Source organism: Hydrogenovibrio sp. JE_KL2 (genome assembly GCF_009296185.1).
In the GTDB taxonomy this organism is placed as follows: domain Bacteria; phylum Pseudomonadota; class Gammaproteobacteria; order Thiomicrospirales; family Thiomicrospiraceae; genus Hydrogenovibrio.
Genome location: NZ_WBJR01000002.1, coordinates 347,598 through 367,222, shown reverse-complemented (window position 1 = coordinate 367,222; position 19,625 = coordinate 347,598). Strand labels below are relative to the sequence as shown.

The following is a 19,625-nucleotide window of genomic DNA, read 5'->3' as shown; positions in this document are numbered from 1 at the left end:
ATGGCAAACGTCACACCAGAACTTTCCCCGCAACTACAAGCCGCTTTGTCACGGCTAAACGATATTGTGGTTCCGCCACCCGTCGGTTGGTGGCCGATTTCCGATTCGCTCATCGCGTTATTTATCGGGATAGGCGGCATTTTGATCGGTTCCACTTGGTACTTTCTAAACCAGCGCAAACAAAACCAATATCGTCGTCAGGCGCAATCCTTATTCGACAATGCCATCGCGCAATCTGATGACCCGAGGCGCCAACTGCAAATCGCCAACCAGCTGTTGAAACAAGTGGCTATCACCAGCTATGGTCGTAAACAAGTGGCTGCACTGACAGGTGAGGATTGGGTTCATTTCCTCAAACAAAATGCTTCCTACGTGCAGCAACCGGATGGTTTAGAGGCGTGCTTTGCTTCACTCTACAACCCGAATCAGCCGCTTGAACCTCGAGATATTCAGCAAACCCTGAACTATGTAAAACACTGGATCAAGGGGCATCACAAATGAATCTGGATTGGCTAGACTTTTTCGATAGCTTCAGTTTCCTGTGGGCGTGGATGCTGGCCTTCCTGCCCCTGCCTTGGATTATCCGCTTGATTCTACCGCCGGCTTCTCAAAAGCAGTTGCCACTATTCGCCCCACATTTGATGGCAAGACTCTCAAAATCTGCCAGGTTGCCCTCCTTGGAGGCCAATGGGCAGCAACGTCGAATTCCATGGTTACTGATATTGCTGTGGCTGCTGTTGATTCTCGCCGCTATGCGCCCGGTTTGGTTTTTGACCCCGGCTGCTTTCACCCAATCCGGTAAGGACATAATGCTGGCGGTCGATTTGTCCGGCAGTATGGAAAAAAATGATATGACCTTGAATGGTCGCCCTGTCGATCGTCTTACATCGGTAAAAACCGTGGTGTCGCAATTCATCAAAAAACGTCAGGGCGACCGCATGGGCTTGGTGGTTTTCGGTACGCAAGCTTTCCTACAAAGCCCGCTGACATATGACCTGAAGACAGTCGAAACCCTATTAAACGAAACCGAAATCGGTATGGCAGGCAACAACACCGCCATCGGCGATGCTATCGGCATCACTCTAAAACATTTACGTCAGGCGCATCAAAAGAACGCAGTGATGATTCTATTGACCGACGGCTCCAATACCGCTGGTACGGTACAACCGATTGATGCCGCCAAACAAGCGAAAAAAATGGGACTGAAAATCTATACCATCGGTATCGGTCAATCACAGGAAAGCGCGATGAATGTCTTTTTCGGCGGTAGTGATATGGATTTGGCCACTCTGAAAAACATTGCCAAAATCACCGGCGGTAAGTTCTTCTACGCCGCCGATACCGACAAACTGAATCAGGTTTACGCCAGCATCGACAAACTGGAGTCGACCCCTCATTTACTACACCAATACCGTATGCGTGAAGAGCTATTTGTTTGGCCTTTAGGACTGGCACTCTTGTTAAGTCTGTTAATGGTTGCCCATCGAATCTATCGCTCACCCATGCATTCAGCCACGACTAACCTCCCCGAAAACACGCGAGGAGGTCAATCGTGAATGCCACGCATATGACCTTCCATTTCCTCCGCCCTGAATGGCTACTGGTATTGCTCCCTGCCGCTTGGCTTGGCTGGAAACTTTGGCAACGCCGAAGCGAGCAAAGCAGCTGGCAGGAAATCATCAACCCGAGCTTCAAACCCATATTGCTTGGCAAGTCAGCAGAAAACGCCGATAAGCCTTGGGAAGTGGTTGGCTTGATGGCGATTTGGTTTAGCGCCATCATCGCATTATCTGGCCCAACCTGGGAACAGGTTAAGGTACCCGCGGAAAAATCGACTGAAGGTACCGTTATTTTGCAGGATCTGTCACTTTCCATGTTGGCAGACGACCTGAAACCAAATCGTATAACACGCACCCAGTACAAGCTCATCGACCTGCTCAAACAACATCCAGAAATGGCAAGCGGCATGGTCGTATATGCCGGCACAGCGCACACTCTGGCACCGATTTCCGACGACAATGAAACCTTGCTCTCACTGATTCCGCATTTGAACCCGACCATGATGCCAAAATACGGTTCTAACGCTGTTGAAGGTGTGAAACAGGCACTCAGCCTCTTCAAAGGGGCGCATGTGAAACATGGTCACTTGATTTGGGTGATGGACGATATCGAAGCCAAAGAAGTACCTGAAGTGATTTCCTTAATCAAACATGCCAATGTCAGCGTCAGTATTCTCATCAGCGGTACACCGCATGGCGGCCCAATTCCGGTGCCGAATTATGGCTTGTTAAAAGATGACTCCGGCAAAATCATCATGGCAAAAATCCCAGTTGAACGCATCCAGAAATTGGCACAATCGCTGGGTGCTCGCGTAACGCTGATGCAAAACTCGGATGACGACCTCTCTGTGCTGCTACCGCCCTTCCTGAATCAATTACCGACTCAGCAAGCAAAAGATAAACAAACACCACCAAAATCTTTCGTTGCTTGGTTGGATAAAGGTGTATATCTGCTTTATCTGTTGATTCCGTTAGCGGCGTTGGCTTACCGCCGTGGTTGGTTATTCAGCGTTTCCGTCAGTGGCTTGCTGACGGTTTGGCTACTGGCTGCCGGCAGTGCTTACTCTCCTTCAAGCTATGCCGCCCAGCCAATCGATAAAAACAAACATGAAGATGCCAGTGTGCATTTCACTGATGTTTTTAAATCACCCAACCAGCAAGGCTATGAAAAATGGCAACAGAAGGATTATGAAACCGCAGCAGACCGCTTTGAAAGCCCTGCATGGAAAGGCGCGAGCTACTACAAAGCTGGCGATTACCAAGAGGCGCTCAAACAGTTCAAACTTGATCCGTCTCCACAAGGTCACTACAACCTGGGTAACACTTATGCACACCTTGGTGAATTGGAAAAAGCCAAGGAACAGTATGAATCTGCACTGAAAACACGCCCAAACTGGCAACAAGCCAAGCAAAACCTGCAACTGGTTGATAGCCTGCTAAAACAAAAAAATAAACAACAAAACGATGCCTCGTCGCAATCACAGGCTCAGGATAATCAACAGAGCAACCAGCAAAGCAAACAAAAGGGTTCCGGTGGCAATCAACCGCAAAAACAAGGGCAGGAAAATGCCAATGCGAATCAGTCCGGTAACTCCGATGCCAAAAACGACTTGAATCAGCCGGTACAACCTAAATCACAGCAAGCGGCTTCAGATCAAAAGGATCAACAAAACAAGCAAGCTAACGCACAAAAATCTGCCGAAAAAGAAAAACAGCACAGCGCACAAGACAACCAACAGGCAAATGAACAAGGCAAACAACAACAAAATAAACCGTCTGGTGCCGGCAAGAAAAATGGACAAACTGGACAACAGGCCACCGAAATGTCTCAGGTGAACGCTGATAAGAACCAACAGAATTTGGCGCAGAAAAAGACCTCGCCAACACGACTTTCTGATCAAATGGACGGCAAAAAGTCTGCGCAATCCGGCAAAAAACTGACCGAAGAAGAGCAGGCGGAAAAAGCCTGGTTGAACCAGATTCCCGACCAGCCGGGGCTTTTCCTGAAACGAAAATTTGAATACCAATATCAGTTACAACACCAAAATGCCGATGAGGCACAAGAGCCCGACAAATCATGGTGAAAATCAATAATGAGACAAATGGTGAAACGATGACAATGAGATTTGTGCAACCTTACTCGAACATGACTGCCAGAATGTTACTGGTGGTCGCGGTTTTAATGACACTGTTCACGCTGAATGCCTATGCGGCGGACAAAACGCTTTCCGTCTCGACTGACCGCCAAAAGGTGGAAATGGGTGATGTGATTAATTTGGTGGTGCAAACCAATTTTCAGACCTTTGATGATCTGGATTTATCGCCGCTAAAAGATCAGTTCAAGGTGTTAGGCACCCAACGCTCGACGAATGTGAGTATCGTCAACGGCAACTATCAGGCGCTGACACGCTGGGATATCAGTATCACACCGAAACAAATCGGTGAACTGATGGTTCCGCCTTTGACAGTGGATGGCATTGATAGCCAGCCTTATAAACTTTTCGTTTCGCCCATGACACAAGCTGGCAAACAAGGCGTGAGTTTTCTGGAGTCTTCCATCAGCACCCACAAGGCTTATGTCCAACAACAGGTCATCTACACCCTGAAATATTACCATCTGGGGCGTTTTATCGACGGTAGCATTCGTCCCCCTATTTTCAAAGACGCGATCAATAAACAACTCAAAAATCAGGTCAATTATCAAAAAGACATCAATGGCCAACGCTATGAAGTCTATGAATGGAGCTGGGCGTTTTATCCTCAAAAAAGCGGCACTTTGACCATCCCGCCCGAGCAGTTCGACGGCAGACTGCAATATCGCGGCATCATCAAGATGATTCGTAACAACAGCAAAGCGATTACGCTAACGGTCATGCCGCAAAATGCCAATTACCCTAAAGACAAAACCTGGTTACCCACGCCAAACCTGACATTGACACAAGACTGGCAGATGCCTAACTCACTTCGTGTCGGCGACTCCATCACGCGAACCATCCATTTGCAGGCACAAAACCTCATGTCATCTCAGTTACCGGACATCAGTCTGGACGACCAGGCCAGTTTCCATGTGTATCCGGATGACCCAAAACTGTCGGATCAGGAAGTTGACTCAGGCATCAACTCCGCCAAAACCGTCAAGATGGCGATTGTACCTTTAGAATCGGGCAAAATTACCCTGCCGCCGATTACCATCAACTGGTGGAACACCCAAACCCAGAAAATGGAAACAGCGACCCTGCCGGCAAAAACACTGGATGTCTTGCCAGCATTGAAACCACAGACCAATCTAACGCCGTTGGACCAGCCAAACAAACCAATCAATCAGCAAGTTTCACATGAAACCAGCAGCAAAGTTTCAGGTATTGCTTGGCTATGGCCGGCGCTTACCGCTGCGTTTGCTTTGCTATGGTTATTGACTGCCATGCTTTACTGGCGTGAACGTCAGAAGAAAACTTTTACCACAAATGCCATGACGCCTACAGATAGCACAGGACAATCCGCCAGCTCTTTTGAACGCTTTCATCCAAGTCTGGAACGTATCTGTGCACTCTGTGCGGAAAGCAATGCAAAGGGAACCTACCAAGCCTTCAATCAATGGTCTCAGGCGTTTCCGGCCAACGCGCAAGCCTTTCTTGCCATAAATGGAAACATGGCGCTGGTTAACCGTTTAAAAGCGCATTTATTCCATCAGGAAGCTTTGGATGACGCCCTTTTGCCAAGCTTCTGTCAGGCATTGAAAGCATCAGAGAAACAAAAAACGAAAGTGGTGAAGCAGCAGGAAGGTCGACAGCTTGACCCGATTTACCCTGAATAACAGATGCGGGCAATCGATAAAATCTACCAGGTTGGGGTCAAGGACAAATTAACCCTCCCCCAACCTGGCAGATTTTCAGAGATAAATATTCAAAGATAAATATCCAACAACAAAGCGCCAAGGTGCAACCAGGAAACCAGCGCAATCCCTTTGATCGTCTGGTCTTTTTGCTTGAACTGGGCATAAATGGCACCCAATACCAATCCAAAAAGGAAGACCGACAATGATGACTCGAATTGTGTGTAGATATTGGTGTGGATACCCATAAATAACAGCGCACTCAGCAACACAATCATCGCAGGCTTAAAACGCGGCCACAGTAACTCAAAGAATGCGTATCGTACAATCAACTCTTCCGCCACAGCGGTGGATAGCATCAACATGAAAATGCCGATACCCAACCCCGGTTGATACCATTCCAAAACAATGGAAACCAGAATCAAGCCGACAAAATTCAACGCGATAAACCAGCAATCATTGGAACCTCTGCGCACAAAAATCGCTCCGGCGGCAATCACGAAAACCGTCAGAATCAACGGCCAGTTGATGATAATCGGGTGACCGATAAAGTGACTGTCTAGCTTGATGGCTTCAAACGCGTGTAGCTTGGTAATGATTAAAACGATAAACAACAACGCAAAAATGTTCTTCGCATTCAGTGTTTTTTGAATCATGTTCTTTCCTTCCATAGACCTACTGATGATAAGTTACTCGTTAGTGTCGGCATTGTCGAAATGGCCGTCGGCAATTTTCTGCACTTCAGGATAGTTGGTTTTTCCAGTGCCCATCACCGGAATTTCTTCCACCAAAATAACCGTTTTCGGAATCATGATCTCAGCCACTTCCGCCGCGCGAGCCGCTTCTTTTACGGTATGACGACTTAAACTTTCGTCGTTGGTGACCAAAATCAACTGCTCGCCTTTTCTTAAATCCGCCACGGCGACCACTACATGATGCCCCTCCGGGCTGGCACGGTTGATATAGTTTTCCACCGCTGCCAGTGAGATCATCTCGCCACCAATTTTCGCAAAACGTTTGGCTCGACCTTTGATGGAGACAAAACCGTCTTCATCAATGTCGGCGATGTCTCCGGTATCGTGCCAGCCATCTTTGGGTTCAATCAGTTTCCCGGGTTGATCCGGCAACAGGTAGCCTTTCATGATATTGGGGCCTTTCACCACCAAACGCCCACCATGCTCGATCCCCTCAACCGGATCCAAGCGATACTCGATGCCCGGCACCAGCTGCCCGATAGTGCCATGTTTGAATTTTTGCGGGACGTTGACCGCTACTACCGGCGCGGTTTCCGTTACACCATAACCTTCGAAAATGGGGATATGGAATTTATCCAGATACAGCTGAAGCGTTTCCGGACGCAATTTCTCGGCACCAGCAACCAAAGCACGAATGCTGTAAAAATCATACGGATCGGCTTTTTTCGCATATCCATTGAAGAAGGTATCGGTCGCAAACAGGAACTTGGCGTTCAACTGATAGACCATTTCCGGAATCACCGCGTAATGCAACGGCGACGGGTACATAAAGACACTGGCGCCCTTTAGTACCGGCCAAATCGTGCCTGCCGTCAACCCAAAACTATGAAAGGTCGGCAAAGCGTTGAAGATTTTCTCACCCGGCAATAGCGTCAGTACCGCGGAAATCTGCTCGACATTGCTGATGATGTTCTTATGCGACAACACCACACCCTTCGGCGCACCTTCCGAACCGGAAGTGAACAACACCGCCGCTTCTTCTTCGTGATCCAGCGCATAGCCCGGCAAGGATTTCGCATTACTCCATAACAGGCTCAATTTGTCGGCTAAGCCGATTTCACCACGAATATCTTCCAGGTAAAGGAAGGTGATTTGATCTGAAAGACTCTCAACCAAAGGGGCTAATTGAAAGACTTCGACAAACTTGTGGGAAGTGATGACCGTCTTTAACTCCGCCGTTTCGCAAGCCGACTTGATGGGGCCGAGCCCAGAGGTAAAATTCAACATCGCCGGAACATGTGCATAGGCCTGCAAGGCAAAAAAGGTGGTCGGCAACCCGACAACATTCGGCAACAGTATTCCGACACGTTTTTGTTCGCCTAAATGCTCGTGTAATTTCTTCCCGAGCACTCTGCTAGCGGCGAGCAGTTTCTTCAGCGTCAGGGTGCTCTGGTTAAAATCCTCTAGGCAGATTTCGGAGGCATCGTAAGTATTTCGGGCGTTCACCAATGCCTTAAAGAGGGACTGCGGTTCAAATTGTCCGTGGAAACTGGCATCTTTCAAAATATTGAAAATGCGGTCTTTGAAATATTCGTGTTTCCGGGAGCCTTTGTAGCCTTTTGGAAGCTCCAGCTTGACGCCGGGCTGGATTGCCAGCTGAATTTTCGGAAACCACTGACGTTTCACATAGGCAAAATGCCGACCGTCCAAATAGGACAGCTTACTTTTATCTGCACCGGAAATATGAATCGGCAAGATCGTTGCATTGGCCTTGGTAGCGACCATTGCGGTACCTTCATAGACCTTCATCAAGCTACCGGTAGTGGTGATACGTCCTTCCGGGAAAATCATGCAGTGTGTGCCGTTTTTCAACTCATGAATAACGCGTTTGGTGGCATAGGGATTATGAAATTCGACTTTAAAGTGGTCGACGAAGCTCAACAGAAATCGCTCGTACCATTTTTTGGTGTGTTCTTCGGCAATCATGAAGGCCGTTTTTCCCGGCAGGAAACTGGCTATCAATAAGCCATCCAACAAAGAGGTATGGTTGGCGATAATCAGCATCGGTTCACCACTCTTATCCAGAGTCTGATAATTCTCTAGCCCCTTTACCTTGACGCGAAAGAACACCAAAAGAAGCAATTTAACCAGCAACTTCATTTATATTTTCCTATTTCCGTTTACACCAATTTTTTATTTTTATTAAAGTCATCCATCAGGATGCTTCTACAATCAATTTTTTTGAACGCCATGACACCCAAGCTGCGGCAACCAAATTTAACGCCGCTATGGTCATCAGAATTGACACCAAAGACCAGTCATAAGCATAGAGCAACATGATCCACAAGGAGGATGCCACCATAAAAATCGCATTGAGAATATTATTGGCGGCCACCATTCGCGAACGCTTGCCTTCCGGCGTTTGAATCTGTAACAACGTATAAAGCGGAACGATATAGGTACCGCCCAACATGGCAATCAAACCCATCAGCCCAAGAATAACATCATGGCGCGGATTGCTTAAGAATTGCGGTAACGTCAGTAAATCGTTCTGATGTGGTGAGGATTGCATCAGGACATTGGACAACAGCATCACCAGCGTGATGCCCAGCAAGGGTAGCACCAACCAACGCAGTTGACGAATGCTATGGACTGCCAACTTCAGCTGATTCACCAACCAGGCACCCAGCCCGATGCCAACCGAAAATAGCGTCAAAAATAACAACACCACCGAATCGTTGGCACCAAGGATTTCTTTCACCAACACCGGCATCTGACTTAAATAGGTTGCGCCCAGAAACCAAAACCAGGAAATCGCCAATACGGCAAAAAAGGCCTGCGGGTACTGACGAGCATGGCCAATTTCTTGCCCGATGGCCTTAAAAAAGTTCCACTCCAAACGCACTGCTTCGGGTTGTTCATCAAGTGACGGCACCTTCAAACTAACAAGATAACCTGCCAACGCAATCAAAATAACGGCAAGCGAGACCCACTCGAGCCCACTATCAGTCAAAACCATCCAACCACCGAATAATGTTCCCAACAGGATAGCGATAAACGTTGAACCACTAAACCAGCCATTTCCTTTCAACAGCTCTGATTCCGACAAATATTCAGGCAGGATGGCATATTTTATCGGCCCGAAAAATGCGGATTGCGCACCCATAAAAAACAGAACGCCCAATAATAGGTGAACGTCTTGAGTCCAGAAGGCGAAGGCGGCGGTGAGCATGATCAGGACTTCAGCCAGTTTGATTTTTCGAATCAAAACTACCTTGTCATGACTGTCGGCCAACTGACCGGCAAATGCGGAAAACAGAAAAAACGGTAAGATGAATAAACCCGCTGCAAGCGTGATGAGCAAGCCTGCTTCATTCGGCGTTTTTGCTAACTTGAAAGTGATAAGCATCACCAAGGCATTCTTGAAGACATTATCATTGAAGGCGCCAAAAAATTGGACACAAAAGAGTGGGAAAAATCGTTTTTCGAAAAAGAATGACCGTGTCACAACATCTAACCTTGGTAAAACCAGTGTGTAAATTTCATCAGAAACCGTAAGTTTAATCGACTTTTAACAAAACCCCTAGTGAATTGCCTAGGCCGACGGCGGATTATAACAAGTTGATTTATCAGCAGGTTCATTCTTATTTATGGGGCAAATCATTTTGATAATGGTAGGCCATAAGTAAAATTAGGTGATTTTTAAACACAAAAAATATAATATTCATTACACTTTATAGAAAACAATTTATTTTGCATGGTTATTCGCATTCGGCATCGCGTTGTATTTTCCCTCATGGCTAAGAGCTTACTGGCACTAGGGTTAAGCATGTCTAGCGCAACAAGCTATGCCGGGCCACTCGCCAACGACCAATCCAGTCAATTCATCTTCAATTTAGATAACGATATTCTTTTCGGAACAGATAGCGAATATACCGCCGGTTCCCATCTTATCTGGACAGAACAAAAAATGGATTTCAACGAGTGGTTGTTCAATCCATTGTTCAAACCCTTGCACAGTAGTCTCTCCCCTAAAACAGATCAAATGGATCAGTTCATGCTCGCAACGGAGATCTATACTTTAAGAATTGACAATGACTCACAAGTCAAACCCCTTGCCAATACGGGTTGGAGCTATATTAACTTTCGTCATATAGAAGCCTATCAAGGTCAACAATTAGGCATGGAACTGAACTTGGGCTGGATCGGGCCAGGTAGTGGTGGTGAAGAAATCCAGAATGGTGTGCATAAACTCATTGGTAACCGCAATGAAAAAGGCTGGGACCATCAATACCCAAACCAACCAACTATCAACTTACATGTCAGTTTGCAGAATGACATTGATAATCTCACCGGGAAAGGCTTTCAAAGTTTTTATACCGTGAGTGGTCAACTAGGGAATTTTAGCACCAATGTAGGGGCTGGTTTAGGCATCAACTACGCTGATAATTGCGCTCCGAATTTTTTCGACAACCAACTCAACACCATCAAATTCAACAAAGGATGGGGTTGGTTCGTTTACTCCACCGTCAATATTGATTACGAAATCTATAATCTCTTAACCGATGGTCGTTTATTCACTGACGATAGGCCCATCGTCCGAAGACGAAATTTTTGGCCACTATTCGATGTGGGCATCGGCTTTACCTATAACCAATTCAGCATGAACTACAGCACCAAATCGACACCGCAGTATTATGACGATCAGCCGGAAAAACGTTTCCGTTATTCCAGCTTAAACTTCCATTGGGGATTCTAATTCCCCATCACCTAAGCAGCGTTATCCGTATCTATTCCTGAATGTCTTAGCAAAGCTTCAACACTCGGCTCACGGCCGCGGAAGTTCTTGAATAACGTCATTGGATGAACTGAACCGCCGGCTGCCAAAATCGTGTTCTTGAACTTAGCACCGGTATTAGGATTAAGAATGCCTTGCTCCTCAAACAGACCAAATGCATCGGAGGACAACACCTCTGCCCACTTGTAACTGAAGTAACCCGCTGCATAGCCGCCTGCAAAAATATGACTGAAACTCTGAGCAAAACGGTTATATTCCGGCGGTTGAATCACGGCGATTTCATCACGGATTTCCTGCGCCAGTTGTAGGATTTCCTTCGGTTCACTCGGATCATAATCGGTGTGTGCGATGAAATCGAACAGGCTGAATTCCAACTGACGTAACATCATCATCGCCGATTGGAACCCTCGGCTTTTCTGCAAGGCATGCAATAAATCATCCGGCAAATGCGCCCCCGTTTCCACATGGGAAGTCATCAGATCTAAACTTTCACGATGCCAGCAGAAGTTCTCCATAAACTGAGACGGCAACTCAACCGCATCCCATGGCACACCGTTAATGCCGGAAATATCAAAGTGGCTCATTTCCGTCAACATGTGATGCAAACCATGGCCGAATTCATGGAAGAGCGTTGTGACTTCGTCATGCGTCAGACAAGCAGGTTTATCACCGACTGGCGGCGTAAAATTACACACCAAATAAGCGACCGGTGTTTGAATCGCCCCTGAAGGGGTTTTCCAACGGCTAATTGCCGAATCCATCCAGGCGCCGCCACGTTTATTTTCACGCGCATACAAGTCTAAATAGAAAGCTGCTACCGGCTTATCGCCTTCCATCACCTCATAGAAACGAACATCTGGGTGCCAAGTTTTTACGCCTTCCTTCAGCTGGACTTTTACCCCGAATAACGTCTCGGTGATTTCAAACAAGCCTTTCAATACCGTTTCCACCGGGAAATAAGGTCTGAGTGCTTCTTGCGATAAAGACAGGGTTTCGTTCTTATATTTCTCGGAATAATAGCTAACATCCCAAGGCTGAAAATCTGCCAGGTTGGGGTCAAGCTCTTCTGCGAAAATCTTCAACTTCGCCAGCTCAACTTCTGCTTGTTGTTTGGACTGTTTTGCCAAATCACGGATAAAGCCCGTCACCTGCTCACTCAACTCCGCCATTTTGGTCGCCAGCGACAATTCGCCAAAATGCTCAAAACCAAGCAACTGAGATTTTTGGTGTCTTAACGCTAGAATCTCACGGATCAAAGCGGAATTATCATATTGAGGATCATCCGCCAATTCTGAAGCACGCGTTGCAAAAGCACGATAAACCTCTTCTCTCAAAGAGCGATTATCGGCATAGGTCATCACCGCCAAATAGGAAGGAAAATCCAATGTCACCATCCAACCGGAATAGTCCTTACCGTCTTTCTCACTGCGTTGTTGCGCCAACTGCTTCAATAACCCCATGGATGTTTCAGGCAAACCGGACAAATCGGATTCATCGCTAATATGCTTTGACCAAGCTTGGGTACTTTTCAAGACATTATTGCTGAACTGGCTACTCAACTGAGAAAGCTTCTGCGAAATGGTTTTGTATTCCTGTTGCTTTTCCGGCGGTAAATCAATGCCGGACAACCGGAAATCACGCAATGCGTTTTCCACTACCTTTTTCTGCGCCAAGGAATAGTCTTTGTACTCTTCAGATTGAGCAAGTGTCTCGAATTTATCAAATAATCCTTTGTTTTGCCCCATTTGCGCATAGTAGTCGGTGATGGGTGCCAGACATTCGTTATAGGCTTCATGCCAGGCGTCGTTGTTCTTCACCGCATCCAAGTGGCTCACCGGCCCCCAAACGCGTTCCAGACGATTACTCAATGCCTCCAAAGGCTCGACAAAATTCTGCCAGGTTGGGGTCTCGGTCATATTCACCAACGCGTCAACGGTTGCCAAGTTCTCCTTTAGAAGCGTGTCTACCGCCGGCTTGATGTGTTCCACATGAAACGCGTTGAATTGAGGTAACCCTTCGATCGATAACAGAGGATTGGTTAAAACTCCAGAATGTTGCATCTTGCTCGCCTTTAATTAGAATCTGTATTGCTTGGCTCAAATTATAGTGCATCCCTGTCCTGTTGAAAATTTTTGACAGAACATCACAGGGTAAACAACATAAGCTTTCCCAAAAACGACTCTAGGAATGATAAAAACGGACAAATAAAAAAGGGGGAAATCTCCCCCTTTTAACTTGGCTAAGACCGCTGGCTAAAAGTTTTCTAATCGGTTGGAAAGCTGAAATTGCGAAATGGACTGTTCCAATTTCTCCGCCATTTCTTTCAAGCCATCCGCAGCACTGGCGGTTTGTTCGGACAGCGCCGCGTTTTGCTGGTTGTCAGCATCGATTGACATCATAGAGGTATTCACCTGTTTGATGCCCATGCTTTGCTCTGCCGTTGCATGGCTGATGTCCGCCACCACACTGTTCACTTCCTTAATGCTCATATGGATTTTGTCTAAAAACTCCATAGAAGAATGCGTCAATTTTGTACCGGAATCAACTTTGGAAACCGAATCTTCAATCAAGACTTTAATATCGTGAGCCGCCGAGGTCGATTTCCCCGCCAGGGTTCTCACTTCAGACGCCACCACGGCAAAGCCTCGACCCTGTTCTCCTGCCCTTGCTGCCTCTACTGCGGCATTCAGTGCCAATAAGTTGGTTTGGAACGCAATACTTTCAATCAGCTCAATAATGGCTGGAATACGTTGGCTGGATTCCGCAATCTCCATCATGGCACTTTGAAGCTGCTGCATGACAACACGTCCCTCTTCGGTCGTTTTAGCCGTCATCTCCGCTTTTTGCGCGGCACTATGCGCGTTCTCGGCATTTTGCGCTACTGCGGAATTCATCTGCTCCATGGTTGCCACGGTTTGTTCCAGCGCTGCCGCCTGATTCTGCGTTCGATACGACACATCTTCACTTCCCCGCGCAATTTCTTGCGCGCTGTCGTAAACCGACTGAACGTTCAAACTCACTTGATGCAAAGCAATTTGACTGGCTTGCGTTGCATCATTCAAATCCTTCGCCAGAATCCCAAGATCTCCCGGATAATCGCCTTGGATCATCTGGGTTAAGTCGCCCTTCGCTTGGGCTTCTACCACCTGTCTAATTTCGGAGAAGGCACTTTGCAGCGCATCGAGCGACACATTGATATTGTTTTGTAGATACTTCAACTCCCCTTTGGCTTCCGACTCGGAACGGTGGTTAAAGTTACCGTGTTTGACTTCACGCATGACTTGGTTGATTTCATTGATAATCAAGTTCAATCCCGACATCGCGGATGCAAGATTGGAAAGAATCTTTTGGAAACCGCCTTGAATATCGCCATCCACCAGAATCTTGGTCTCGAAATCTCCTTTCTCAAGATTTTCCAACGCCGTACGAATGACGTTCATGGTTTTTTCAATCATTTCCACAGAGGTGTTCACACCGGTTTTCAGTGTCGCCAAATCACCGGAAAACTCCCCGGAAATCTTATGCTGGAATTGCCCTTTGGAAATCTGATCGACCACAAAGTTGATTTCTTTGAAAATCGCCGATAAGTCGCCCGTCATTTCATTGAAGGCTTTTGCCATTTCACCGATTTCATCTTTTGACTTCAATTCTGCTTTCAGTGAAAAATCGCCGGTTTTACCGACCGTGCGGATAAACTCGGAAATTTTCAAAATCGGCTTGGTAATACTATGACTCAAGGCAACACCAACCAAAATCAAAGCGATTAAAATGATGCCGGTAACAATCATAATCAACTTCATGTATTGCGTCAGAGAGGCAAAGTCTTCTTTCGTATTGACATCGACAATCATTTCCCAATGCTTACCGAGAATGTCGATGGGTGCATAAGCAGACAATACCGATTCATGTAGGTAATTGGTGGTTTCCATTACCCCTTTTTGACCTTTAATCGCTTGCTCGACCTGAGGGGTTTTGATGGTGTATTTGCTCGGATCACGGAACGCATTCACAACATTGAAGTGAGAAGTATCAAGGTGTGTATCCGAGCGCAATAAGCCATCCGGCCCGACCAAATAGGATTCTCCGGTTTTCCCCATGCCTGAGCGCACGCTCATCACCTGAGTGATTTTGTCCAATGGCAACTGGAAGACCAGCGTGCCTTGGCGTCCATCATCATCAAAAATCGGAGTGGCGATAAAACTGCTCGGCGCATCATAAAAAGGCGTATAAAGTGCAAAATCCTCTAAATAGACTTCGCCCTTTTTCAGCTTCTTGGCCATGCGATATGCCTGTGCCAAACCTGAGTTTTTCCAAGGCCCTTTATTCAAGTCCGTTCCGAACTCCAGATTTTTGTAAACGCTGTACCCCACTCGCCCGTCATTACTGATAACAAAAATATCAAACAAACCGAAATTTTTGAGGTAACGGTTGAAGTAAGCATGATTCAACGAATGAAAGTCCGAATAAGGCGATTCATCTTTCTTGGCGGTCAGCATCTTGTTTTTTTGACCCACAGGGTAAGGGTTGGATGCCAAATATAAATATTGGGCGCTGATGGCGGAGGAATCCATTTCGGAAAACAATTTATCCAAATCAATATCATTGTTTGGGTTGTGTTTGCGATACTCCTTGGCAAAATCCGTTTCCCAGAAATGCTTAACGGCGGCCTTCTGCTCATCTTTTTTCACCGCAAGGAAATCCACCATATAAGCAAAATTGGGCGCAATATACCCCGCCATACGTTGCACACGGCTGGTTGAAGACAAATTGAGCAGTTGCGCTTTCACTTGTTGGAAATAGTCGGCTAAGGCATGTTCTTTCAGATCTCTGACCGCTTCCAAATGACTGTAGGTGGTTTTAGAGATTTCCTCTTTGGTCAAAAACCAAGAAATGGAAACCACCACCATAAGTGGTAAAATTCCTACAAGCATTAAGTTCAGAATAATCTTATTCTTTAATTTCAACATCCTATTTTCCTTATCCAGATTTTTGGCAAACAATAGCAAAAAGCGGATAAGAGAATTTTTAACCTTTTATGAAAAAAGCCTTTTAAAACGGCGATATTTCAAATAAATTAGAGTTTTTACGTAACCTAAACGTTCCATGTGGAACCGTTTGGGTTATTTAGGATGTCATTTCCCTCTTGGGAGCAAAATGAGAAACGATATGAAAACATTTCAAACCTTATTGAAGGTGACCACCCCCAAACGCGGCACTTATTCGATAACGGATAAAATTGAGCAGTGCGTTAAGGAATCTGGGATTCAAACCGGCTTATGCCATGTTTTCTGCCAACATACTTCCGCATCACTGATTATCACCGAAAATGCCGACCCGACTGTCAGAGAAGACATTGAATATTGGATGCAAAAAATGATATTGGACGGGGACCCTGCGTATCGGCATAATTATGAAGGTGATGATGATATGAGCGGTCATATCCGCAGTATGATTACCCAGTCCAGCCAAACCATCCCCGTTTCGAGTAACAGGCTCAATCTAGGAACCTGGCAAGGACTTTTTCTTTATGAACACCGCACAGGAAGATTTGAGCGTCATTTGGTTGTCACGGTACAGGGAGAATAAAAATGAGCGACACAGACAACTCCGAACTCATCGGAACAGAACACTTTGTTTTAAAAGTCTATGGTAAACATAACCTAATGTTTAAAACCAAACATAAAGACCCGGATTATTTAAAAAAGGTCGGCGAAGAGCTGATTTCCCAAAAAGATACGGATTACACCCATTATGAAATCCATTTCAACTCTGAAGCCAATGAGGAAATGACCCATCCAGAAATGTTTTTGCATTTAACCCTGGATTAACCCTTTCCCCATCAGCCATGACTGGGTTTGCTAAACAGGCAATGCCTAGCCCAGCACCCTATCTTTCAGATGTGTCGGTTTTGCAACGAAGCGTAACCAGATAAAGCCAAACAATCCTGCAAATAACGAAGCCAATAGAATTCCGACTTTGGCTTGGAGCAAGAAAGCTTCATTGCCCGGCCAAGCCAAGCCAGCGATAAAGATCGACATGGTGAAACCTATCCCGCCTAAGAAGGAAACCCCCAATAACTGGGAATAGGTCGAGTCGGTTGGCAACCTGGCGATACCCAGTTTAATCGCCAATACCGAAATCCCGGCAATACCGATGACTTTACCGGCAACCAAACCAACAATAACGCCAAGGGTGACCGGCTCGAAAACCATTTTTTCGATTTCAGAAAAGTTAATCGCAATCCCGGCATTCGCCAGCGCAAACAGCGGTATGACAATTAAACTCACTGGCAAATGGAAGTCGTGCTCCAAGCGGTTCAATGGCGCTTGCACGCCATGAACCGTATGGGTGATTTCATGCAAAACCGGCTCCTGCTCCTCGTGCAGTTGGAAGTTGTCTTGCACATTGTAAGACTTGAATTTTTCGGTCAGATCCTTCATTTGAGTATCGAAAACCTGAGGGTCAAATGAAGGCTTAGCCGGGATAGCCATTGCCGTCAGAATCCCTGCAATCGTCGCATGTACGCCTGATTCCAACATGGCAATCCACATGAAGCCACCGATAATGAAATAGGGCAAAGGCTTACGAATCCCGAAACGGTTAAACAGAATCAATACCAAGAAAAATCCTAGTGCCGCCATCAAAGGTATCATATGAATCTGCTCGGTGTAGAACAGTGCGATCACAATCACCGCCATCAAGTCATCTACAATCGCCAGTGCGACCAAAAACGTGACCAAAGCCGTCGGCACTCTTCTGCCCAATAACACCAAAGCACTGATGGCAAAGGCAATATCCGTCGCCATCGGAATTCCCCAGCCATTTTCACTAGGCAACCCTTGGTTGATGCTGTAATAAAAGACTGCAGGCATAATGACACCACCCAATGCAGCAACAATCGGCAGTATGGCATTACGGACATCGGAAAGCTCGCCTACCAGAATTTCTCGCTTGATTTCCAAGCCAATGACAAAGAAGAATAGTGCCATCAGGCCATCGTTAATCCAATGATGCAAGGAATGATCTATCTTGTAATCACCGATACCAACGACAATATGCGTATGAAAAATATGTGCATAAGCATCCGCTAAAGGCGAATTTGCCAAAACCAGCGCAACCACGGTCATAAACATCAACACCAAACCCGTCGTGGTTTGTTGATGTAAAAAACGCTCAAACGGTGTTGCTAAACGATTGAATACCTTTTCCCAAGGGGCGTACAACTTGTATTCTTTTAAACTCTGCATCTACTTTGATTAATCCCATTTATGACATCAATTCCTTATAATACACATAATTACAGCTTTTTAAAGGAATATAGATGAAGACCCTGTTCTCCGCATTTTTCGCACTGATGCTGGTTTTTGTTCCGGGAATGGTGCTTGCCGCCGAAACACCCAACGACTTGGATTTAACGGCTCACTGGGCAGGTTATCTGTCTTTGGGAATTTTCGTTGTTGCCTACATTCTGGTAATGACAGAAGAATTCACCCAACTGCGAAAATCAAAACCCGTGATTCTCGCTGCCGGCCTCATCTGGATGCTAATTGCCTATGTGATGCATACTCATGGCTTTCCCAATGCGGCGGAAGAAGCCGTACGCCATAACATTCTCGAATATGCAGAGCTGTTCTTATTCCTGCTGGCAGCCATGACCTATATTAACGCAATGGAAGAACGCCATGTTTTTGATGCATTAAGAGGTTGGTTGGTGTCTAAAGGCTTCTCTTATCGCCAATTGTTCTGGATTACCGGTTTCCTAGCCTTCTTCATCTCTCCCGTTGCCGATAACCTAACCACAGCATTATTGATGGGTGCGGTCATCTTGGCGGTAGGCGTTAATTCAACGAAATTCGTCACACTTGGTTTCATTAACGTGGTTATCGCAGCCAATGCTGGCGGAGCATTCAGCCCGTTTGGTGATATCACCACCCTGATGGTTTGGCAAAAAGGGCTATTACAATTCCACGAATTCTTTGATTTGTTTATTCCTGCTTTGGTGAACTTCGTGGTACCGGCAATTTTCATGTCGCTTGCCTTGCCGAAAGAAAAACCTGAGGCATTAGAAGAGGTGGTTAAGATGAAACGAGGCGCTAAGCGCATCATCTTCTTGTTCTTCGCAACCATCGCCACTGCCGTGTCATTACACAACTTCCTGGAATTACCGCCTGTACTGGGAATGATGACCGGTTTAGCTTACTTACAGTTCTTTGCTTACTATCTGAAGAAAACCGGTGAATTGTCTTATGAGATGAACACTGGCAGCGATGGTTCCATCAAACATATCTCTCAGCCTGTCAGCTTTGATATCTTCAACAAAATCGCTCGTGCCGAGTGGGATACGCTGTTGTTTTTCTTCGGCGTCATTCTTGCCGTTGGCGGCTTAGGAACCATCGGTTATCTAACCGTGGCTTCTAATGTAATGTACAACCAATGGGGTGCTACCGAAGCGAATATTGCAGTCGGCTTCCTATCGGCGATTGTCGATAACATTCCCGTCATGTACGCGGTACTGACAATGAATCCGAGTATGGCGGATGGTCAATGGCTATTGGTAACGCTGACCGCTGGTGTGGGAGGCTCTTTGCTCTCTATCGGCTCTGCTGCCGGGGTGGCTCTGATGGGACAATCAAAAGGCAAATATACCTTTATGGGGCATTTAAAGTGGATGCCGGCAATTCTTTTAGGTTATTTCGCCAGCGTGTGGGTACACAGTATCATTAACGCTAACTTGTTCTAAA

The 19,625-nt window shown here is 46.3% G+C and carries 14 protein-coding genes; 8 read left to right on the top strand and 6 right to left on the bottom strand.

Features of this window, described 5'->3' with window-relative positions; all coding sequences use genetic code 11:
* From F8R13_RS05970 to F8R13_RS05955, 4 genes are read left to right on the top strand one after another with little or no spacing between them, the layout of a single operon-like run.
* Positions 1-501, top strand: coding sequence for a DUF4381 domain-containing protein (locus F8R13_RS05970; protein ID WP_152832574.1), 501 nt, complete (start codon positions 1-3; stop codon positions 499-501).
* Positions 498-1,556: a VWA domain-containing protein gene (locus tag F8R13_RS05965; RefSeq protein ID WP_152832572.1), complete on the top strand. Its 1,059-nt coding sequence runs from the start codon at positions 498-500 to the stop codon at positions 1,554-1,556. The genes F8R13_RS05970 and F8R13_RS05965 overlap by 4 nt, the downstream gene beginning before the upstream one ends.
* A complete protein-coding gene (locus F8R13_RS05960; RefSeq protein ID WP_152832570.1) occupies positions 1,553-3,643 on the top strand; it encodes a VWA domain-containing protein in 2,091 nt (696 codons plus the stop codon). Before F8R13_RS05965 ends, F8R13_RS05960 begins: the two co-directional genes overlap by 4 nt.
* A 29-nt stretch (positions 3,644-3,672) precedes the next feature.
* Positions 3,673-5,373: a BatD family protein gene (locus tag F8R13_RS05955; protein ID WP_172967711.1), complete on the top strand. Its 1,701-nt coding sequence runs from the start codon at positions 3,673-3,675 to the stop codon at positions 5,371-5,373.
* A gap of 89 nt (positions 5,374-5,462) precedes the next feature.
* On the opposite strand, the gene F8R13_RS05950 is transcribed toward F8R13_RS05955, so the two are convergent.
* From F8R13_RS05950 to F8R13_RS05940, 3 genes are read right to left on the bottom strand one after another with little or no spacing between them, the layout of a single operon-like run.
* Complete coding sequence (locus F8R13_RS05950) at positions 5,463-6,047, bottom strand: CPBP family intramembrane glutamic endopeptidase (RefSeq protein ID WP_172967710.1); 585 nt, start codon at positions 6,045-6,047, stop codon at positions 5,463-5,465.
* Between the two features lie 33 nt (positions 6,048-6,080).
* Entirely contained in the window at positions 6,081-8,246 is a 2,166-nt protein-coding gene (locus F8R13_RS05945; RefSeq protein ID WP_152832563.1) for an AMP-binding protein, read from the bottom strand.
* Between the two features lie 55 nt (positions 8,247-8,301).
* Positions 8,302-9,594 carry an MFS transporter gene (locus F8R13_RS05940; RefSeq protein WP_172967709.1) on the bottom strand — a complete coding sequence of 431 codons (1,293 nt, stop codon included), beginning with the start codon at positions 9,592-9,594 and terminating at the stop codon, positions 8,302-8,304.
* A gap of 321 nt (positions 9,595-9,915) precedes the next feature.
* On the opposite strand from F8R13_RS05940, the gene F8R13_RS05935 reads away from it, so the two are divergent.
* Entirely contained in the window at positions 9,916-10,845 is a 930-nt protein-coding gene (locus tag F8R13_RS05935; RefSeq protein WP_172967708.1) for a lipid A-modifier LpxR family protein, read from the top strand.
* An 11-nt stretch (positions 10,846-10,856) separates the two neighbouring features.
* Here the strand turns inward: F8R13_RS05935 and F8R13_RS05930 are convergent, their stop codons facing one another.
* Positions 10,857-12,944, bottom strand: coding sequence for a M3 family metallopeptidase (locus F8R13_RS05930; RefSeq protein ID WP_152832558.1), 2,088 nt, complete (start codon positions 12,942-12,944; stop codon positions 10,857-10,859).
* 192 nt (positions 12,945-13,136) lie between these two features.
* Positions 13,137-15,851, bottom strand: a complete 2,715-nt coding sequence (locus tag F8R13_RS05925; protein WP_152832556.1) for a methyl-accepting chemotaxis protein — start codon at positions 15,849-15,851, stop codon at positions 13,137-13,139.
* A gap of 199 nt (positions 15,852-16,050) precedes the next feature.
* Here F8R13_RS05925 and F8R13_RS05920 point away from each other — a divergent pair, with 199 nt between their 5' ends.
* Together F8R13_RS05920 and F8R13_RS05915 are read left to right on the top strand one after the other, a co-directional pair.
* The gene (locus F8R13_RS05920) at positions 16,051-16,470 is read left to right on the top strand and encodes a secondary thiamine-phosphate synthase enzyme YjbQ (protein WP_152832554.1); all 420 of its coding nucleotides are present in this window, start codon (positions 16,051-16,053) and stop codon (positions 16,468-16,470) included.
* A 2-nt stretch (positions 16,471-16,472) separates the two neighbouring features.
* Positions 16,473-16,712, top strand: a complete 240-nt coding sequence (locus F8R13_RS05915; RefSeq protein WP_152832552.1) for a hypothetical protein — start codon at positions 16,473-16,475, stop codon at positions 16,710-16,712.
* A gap of 45 nt (positions 16,713-16,757) precedes the next feature.
* On the opposite strand, the gene nhaA is transcribed toward F8R13_RS05915, so the two are convergent.
* The gene (nhaA, locus tag F8R13_RS05910) at positions 16,758-18,131 is read right to left on the bottom strand and encodes a Na+/H+ antiporter NhaA (RefSeq protein WP_152832550.1); all 1,374 of its coding nucleotides are present in this window, start codon (positions 18,129-18,131) and stop codon (positions 16,758-16,760) included.
* A gap of 74 nt (positions 18,132-18,205) precedes the next feature.
* Between nhaA and nhaD the strand changes: the two genes are divergently transcribed.
* A complete protein-coding gene (gene nhaD / locus F8R13_RS05905; protein ID WP_152832548.1) occupies positions 18,206-19,624 on the top strand; it encodes a sodium:proton antiporter NhaD in 1,419 nt (472 codons plus the stop codon).
* Position 19,625: the final 1 nt, after the last annotated feature.

Excerpts from the sequence above, each read along its gene's own strand:
- F8R13_RS05950 (WP_172967710.1), bottom strand. The coding sequence starts at position 6,047 with ATGATTCAAAAAACACTGAATGCGAAGAACATTTTTGCGTTGTTGTTT.
- F8R13_RS05930 (WP_152832558.1), bottom strand. The coding sequence starts at position 12,944 with ATGCAACATTCTGGAGTTTTAACCAATCCTCTGTTATCGATCGAAGGG.
- F8R13_RS05945 (WP_152832563.1), bottom strand. The coding sequence starts at position 8,246 with ATGAAGTTGCTGGTTAAATTGCTTCTTTTGGTGTTCTTTCGCGTCAAG.
- F8R13_RS05925 (WP_152832556.1), bottom strand. The coding sequence starts at position 15,851 with ATGTTGAAATTAAAGAATAAGATTATTCTGAACTTAATGCTTGTAGGA.
- F8R13_RS05970 (WP_152832574.1), top strand. The coding sequence starts at position 1 with ATGGCAAACGTCACACCAGAACTTTCCCCGCAACTACAAGCCGCTTTG.
- nhaD (WP_152832548.1), top strand. The coding sequence starts at position 18,206 with ATGAAGACCCTGTTCTCCGCATTTTTCGCACTGATGCTGGTTTTTGTT.
- F8R13_RS05920 (WP_152832554.1), top strand. The coding sequence starts at position 16,051 with ATGAAAACATTTCAAACCTTATTGAAGGTGACCACCCCCAAACGCGGC.
- F8R13_RS05915 (WP_152832552.1), top strand. The coding sequence starts at position 16,473 with ATGAGCGACACAGACAACTCCGAACTCATCGGAACAGAACACTTTGTT.
- F8R13_RS05955 (WP_172967711.1), top strand. The coding sequence starts at position 3,673 with ATGACAATGAGATTTGTGCAACCTTACTCGAACATGACTGCCAGAATG.
- F8R13_RS05965 (WP_152832572.1), top strand. The coding sequence starts at position 498 with ATGAATCTGGATTGGCTAGACTTTTTCGATAGCTTCAGTTTCCTGTGG.
- F8R13_RS05935 (WP_172967708.1), top strand. The coding sequence starts at position 9,916 with ATGTCTAGCGCAACAAGCTATGCCGGGCCACTCGCCAACGACCAATCC.
- nhaA (WP_152832550.1), bottom strand. The coding sequence starts at position 18,131 with ATGCAGAGTTTAAAAGAATACAAGTTGTACGCCCCTTGGGAAAAGGTA.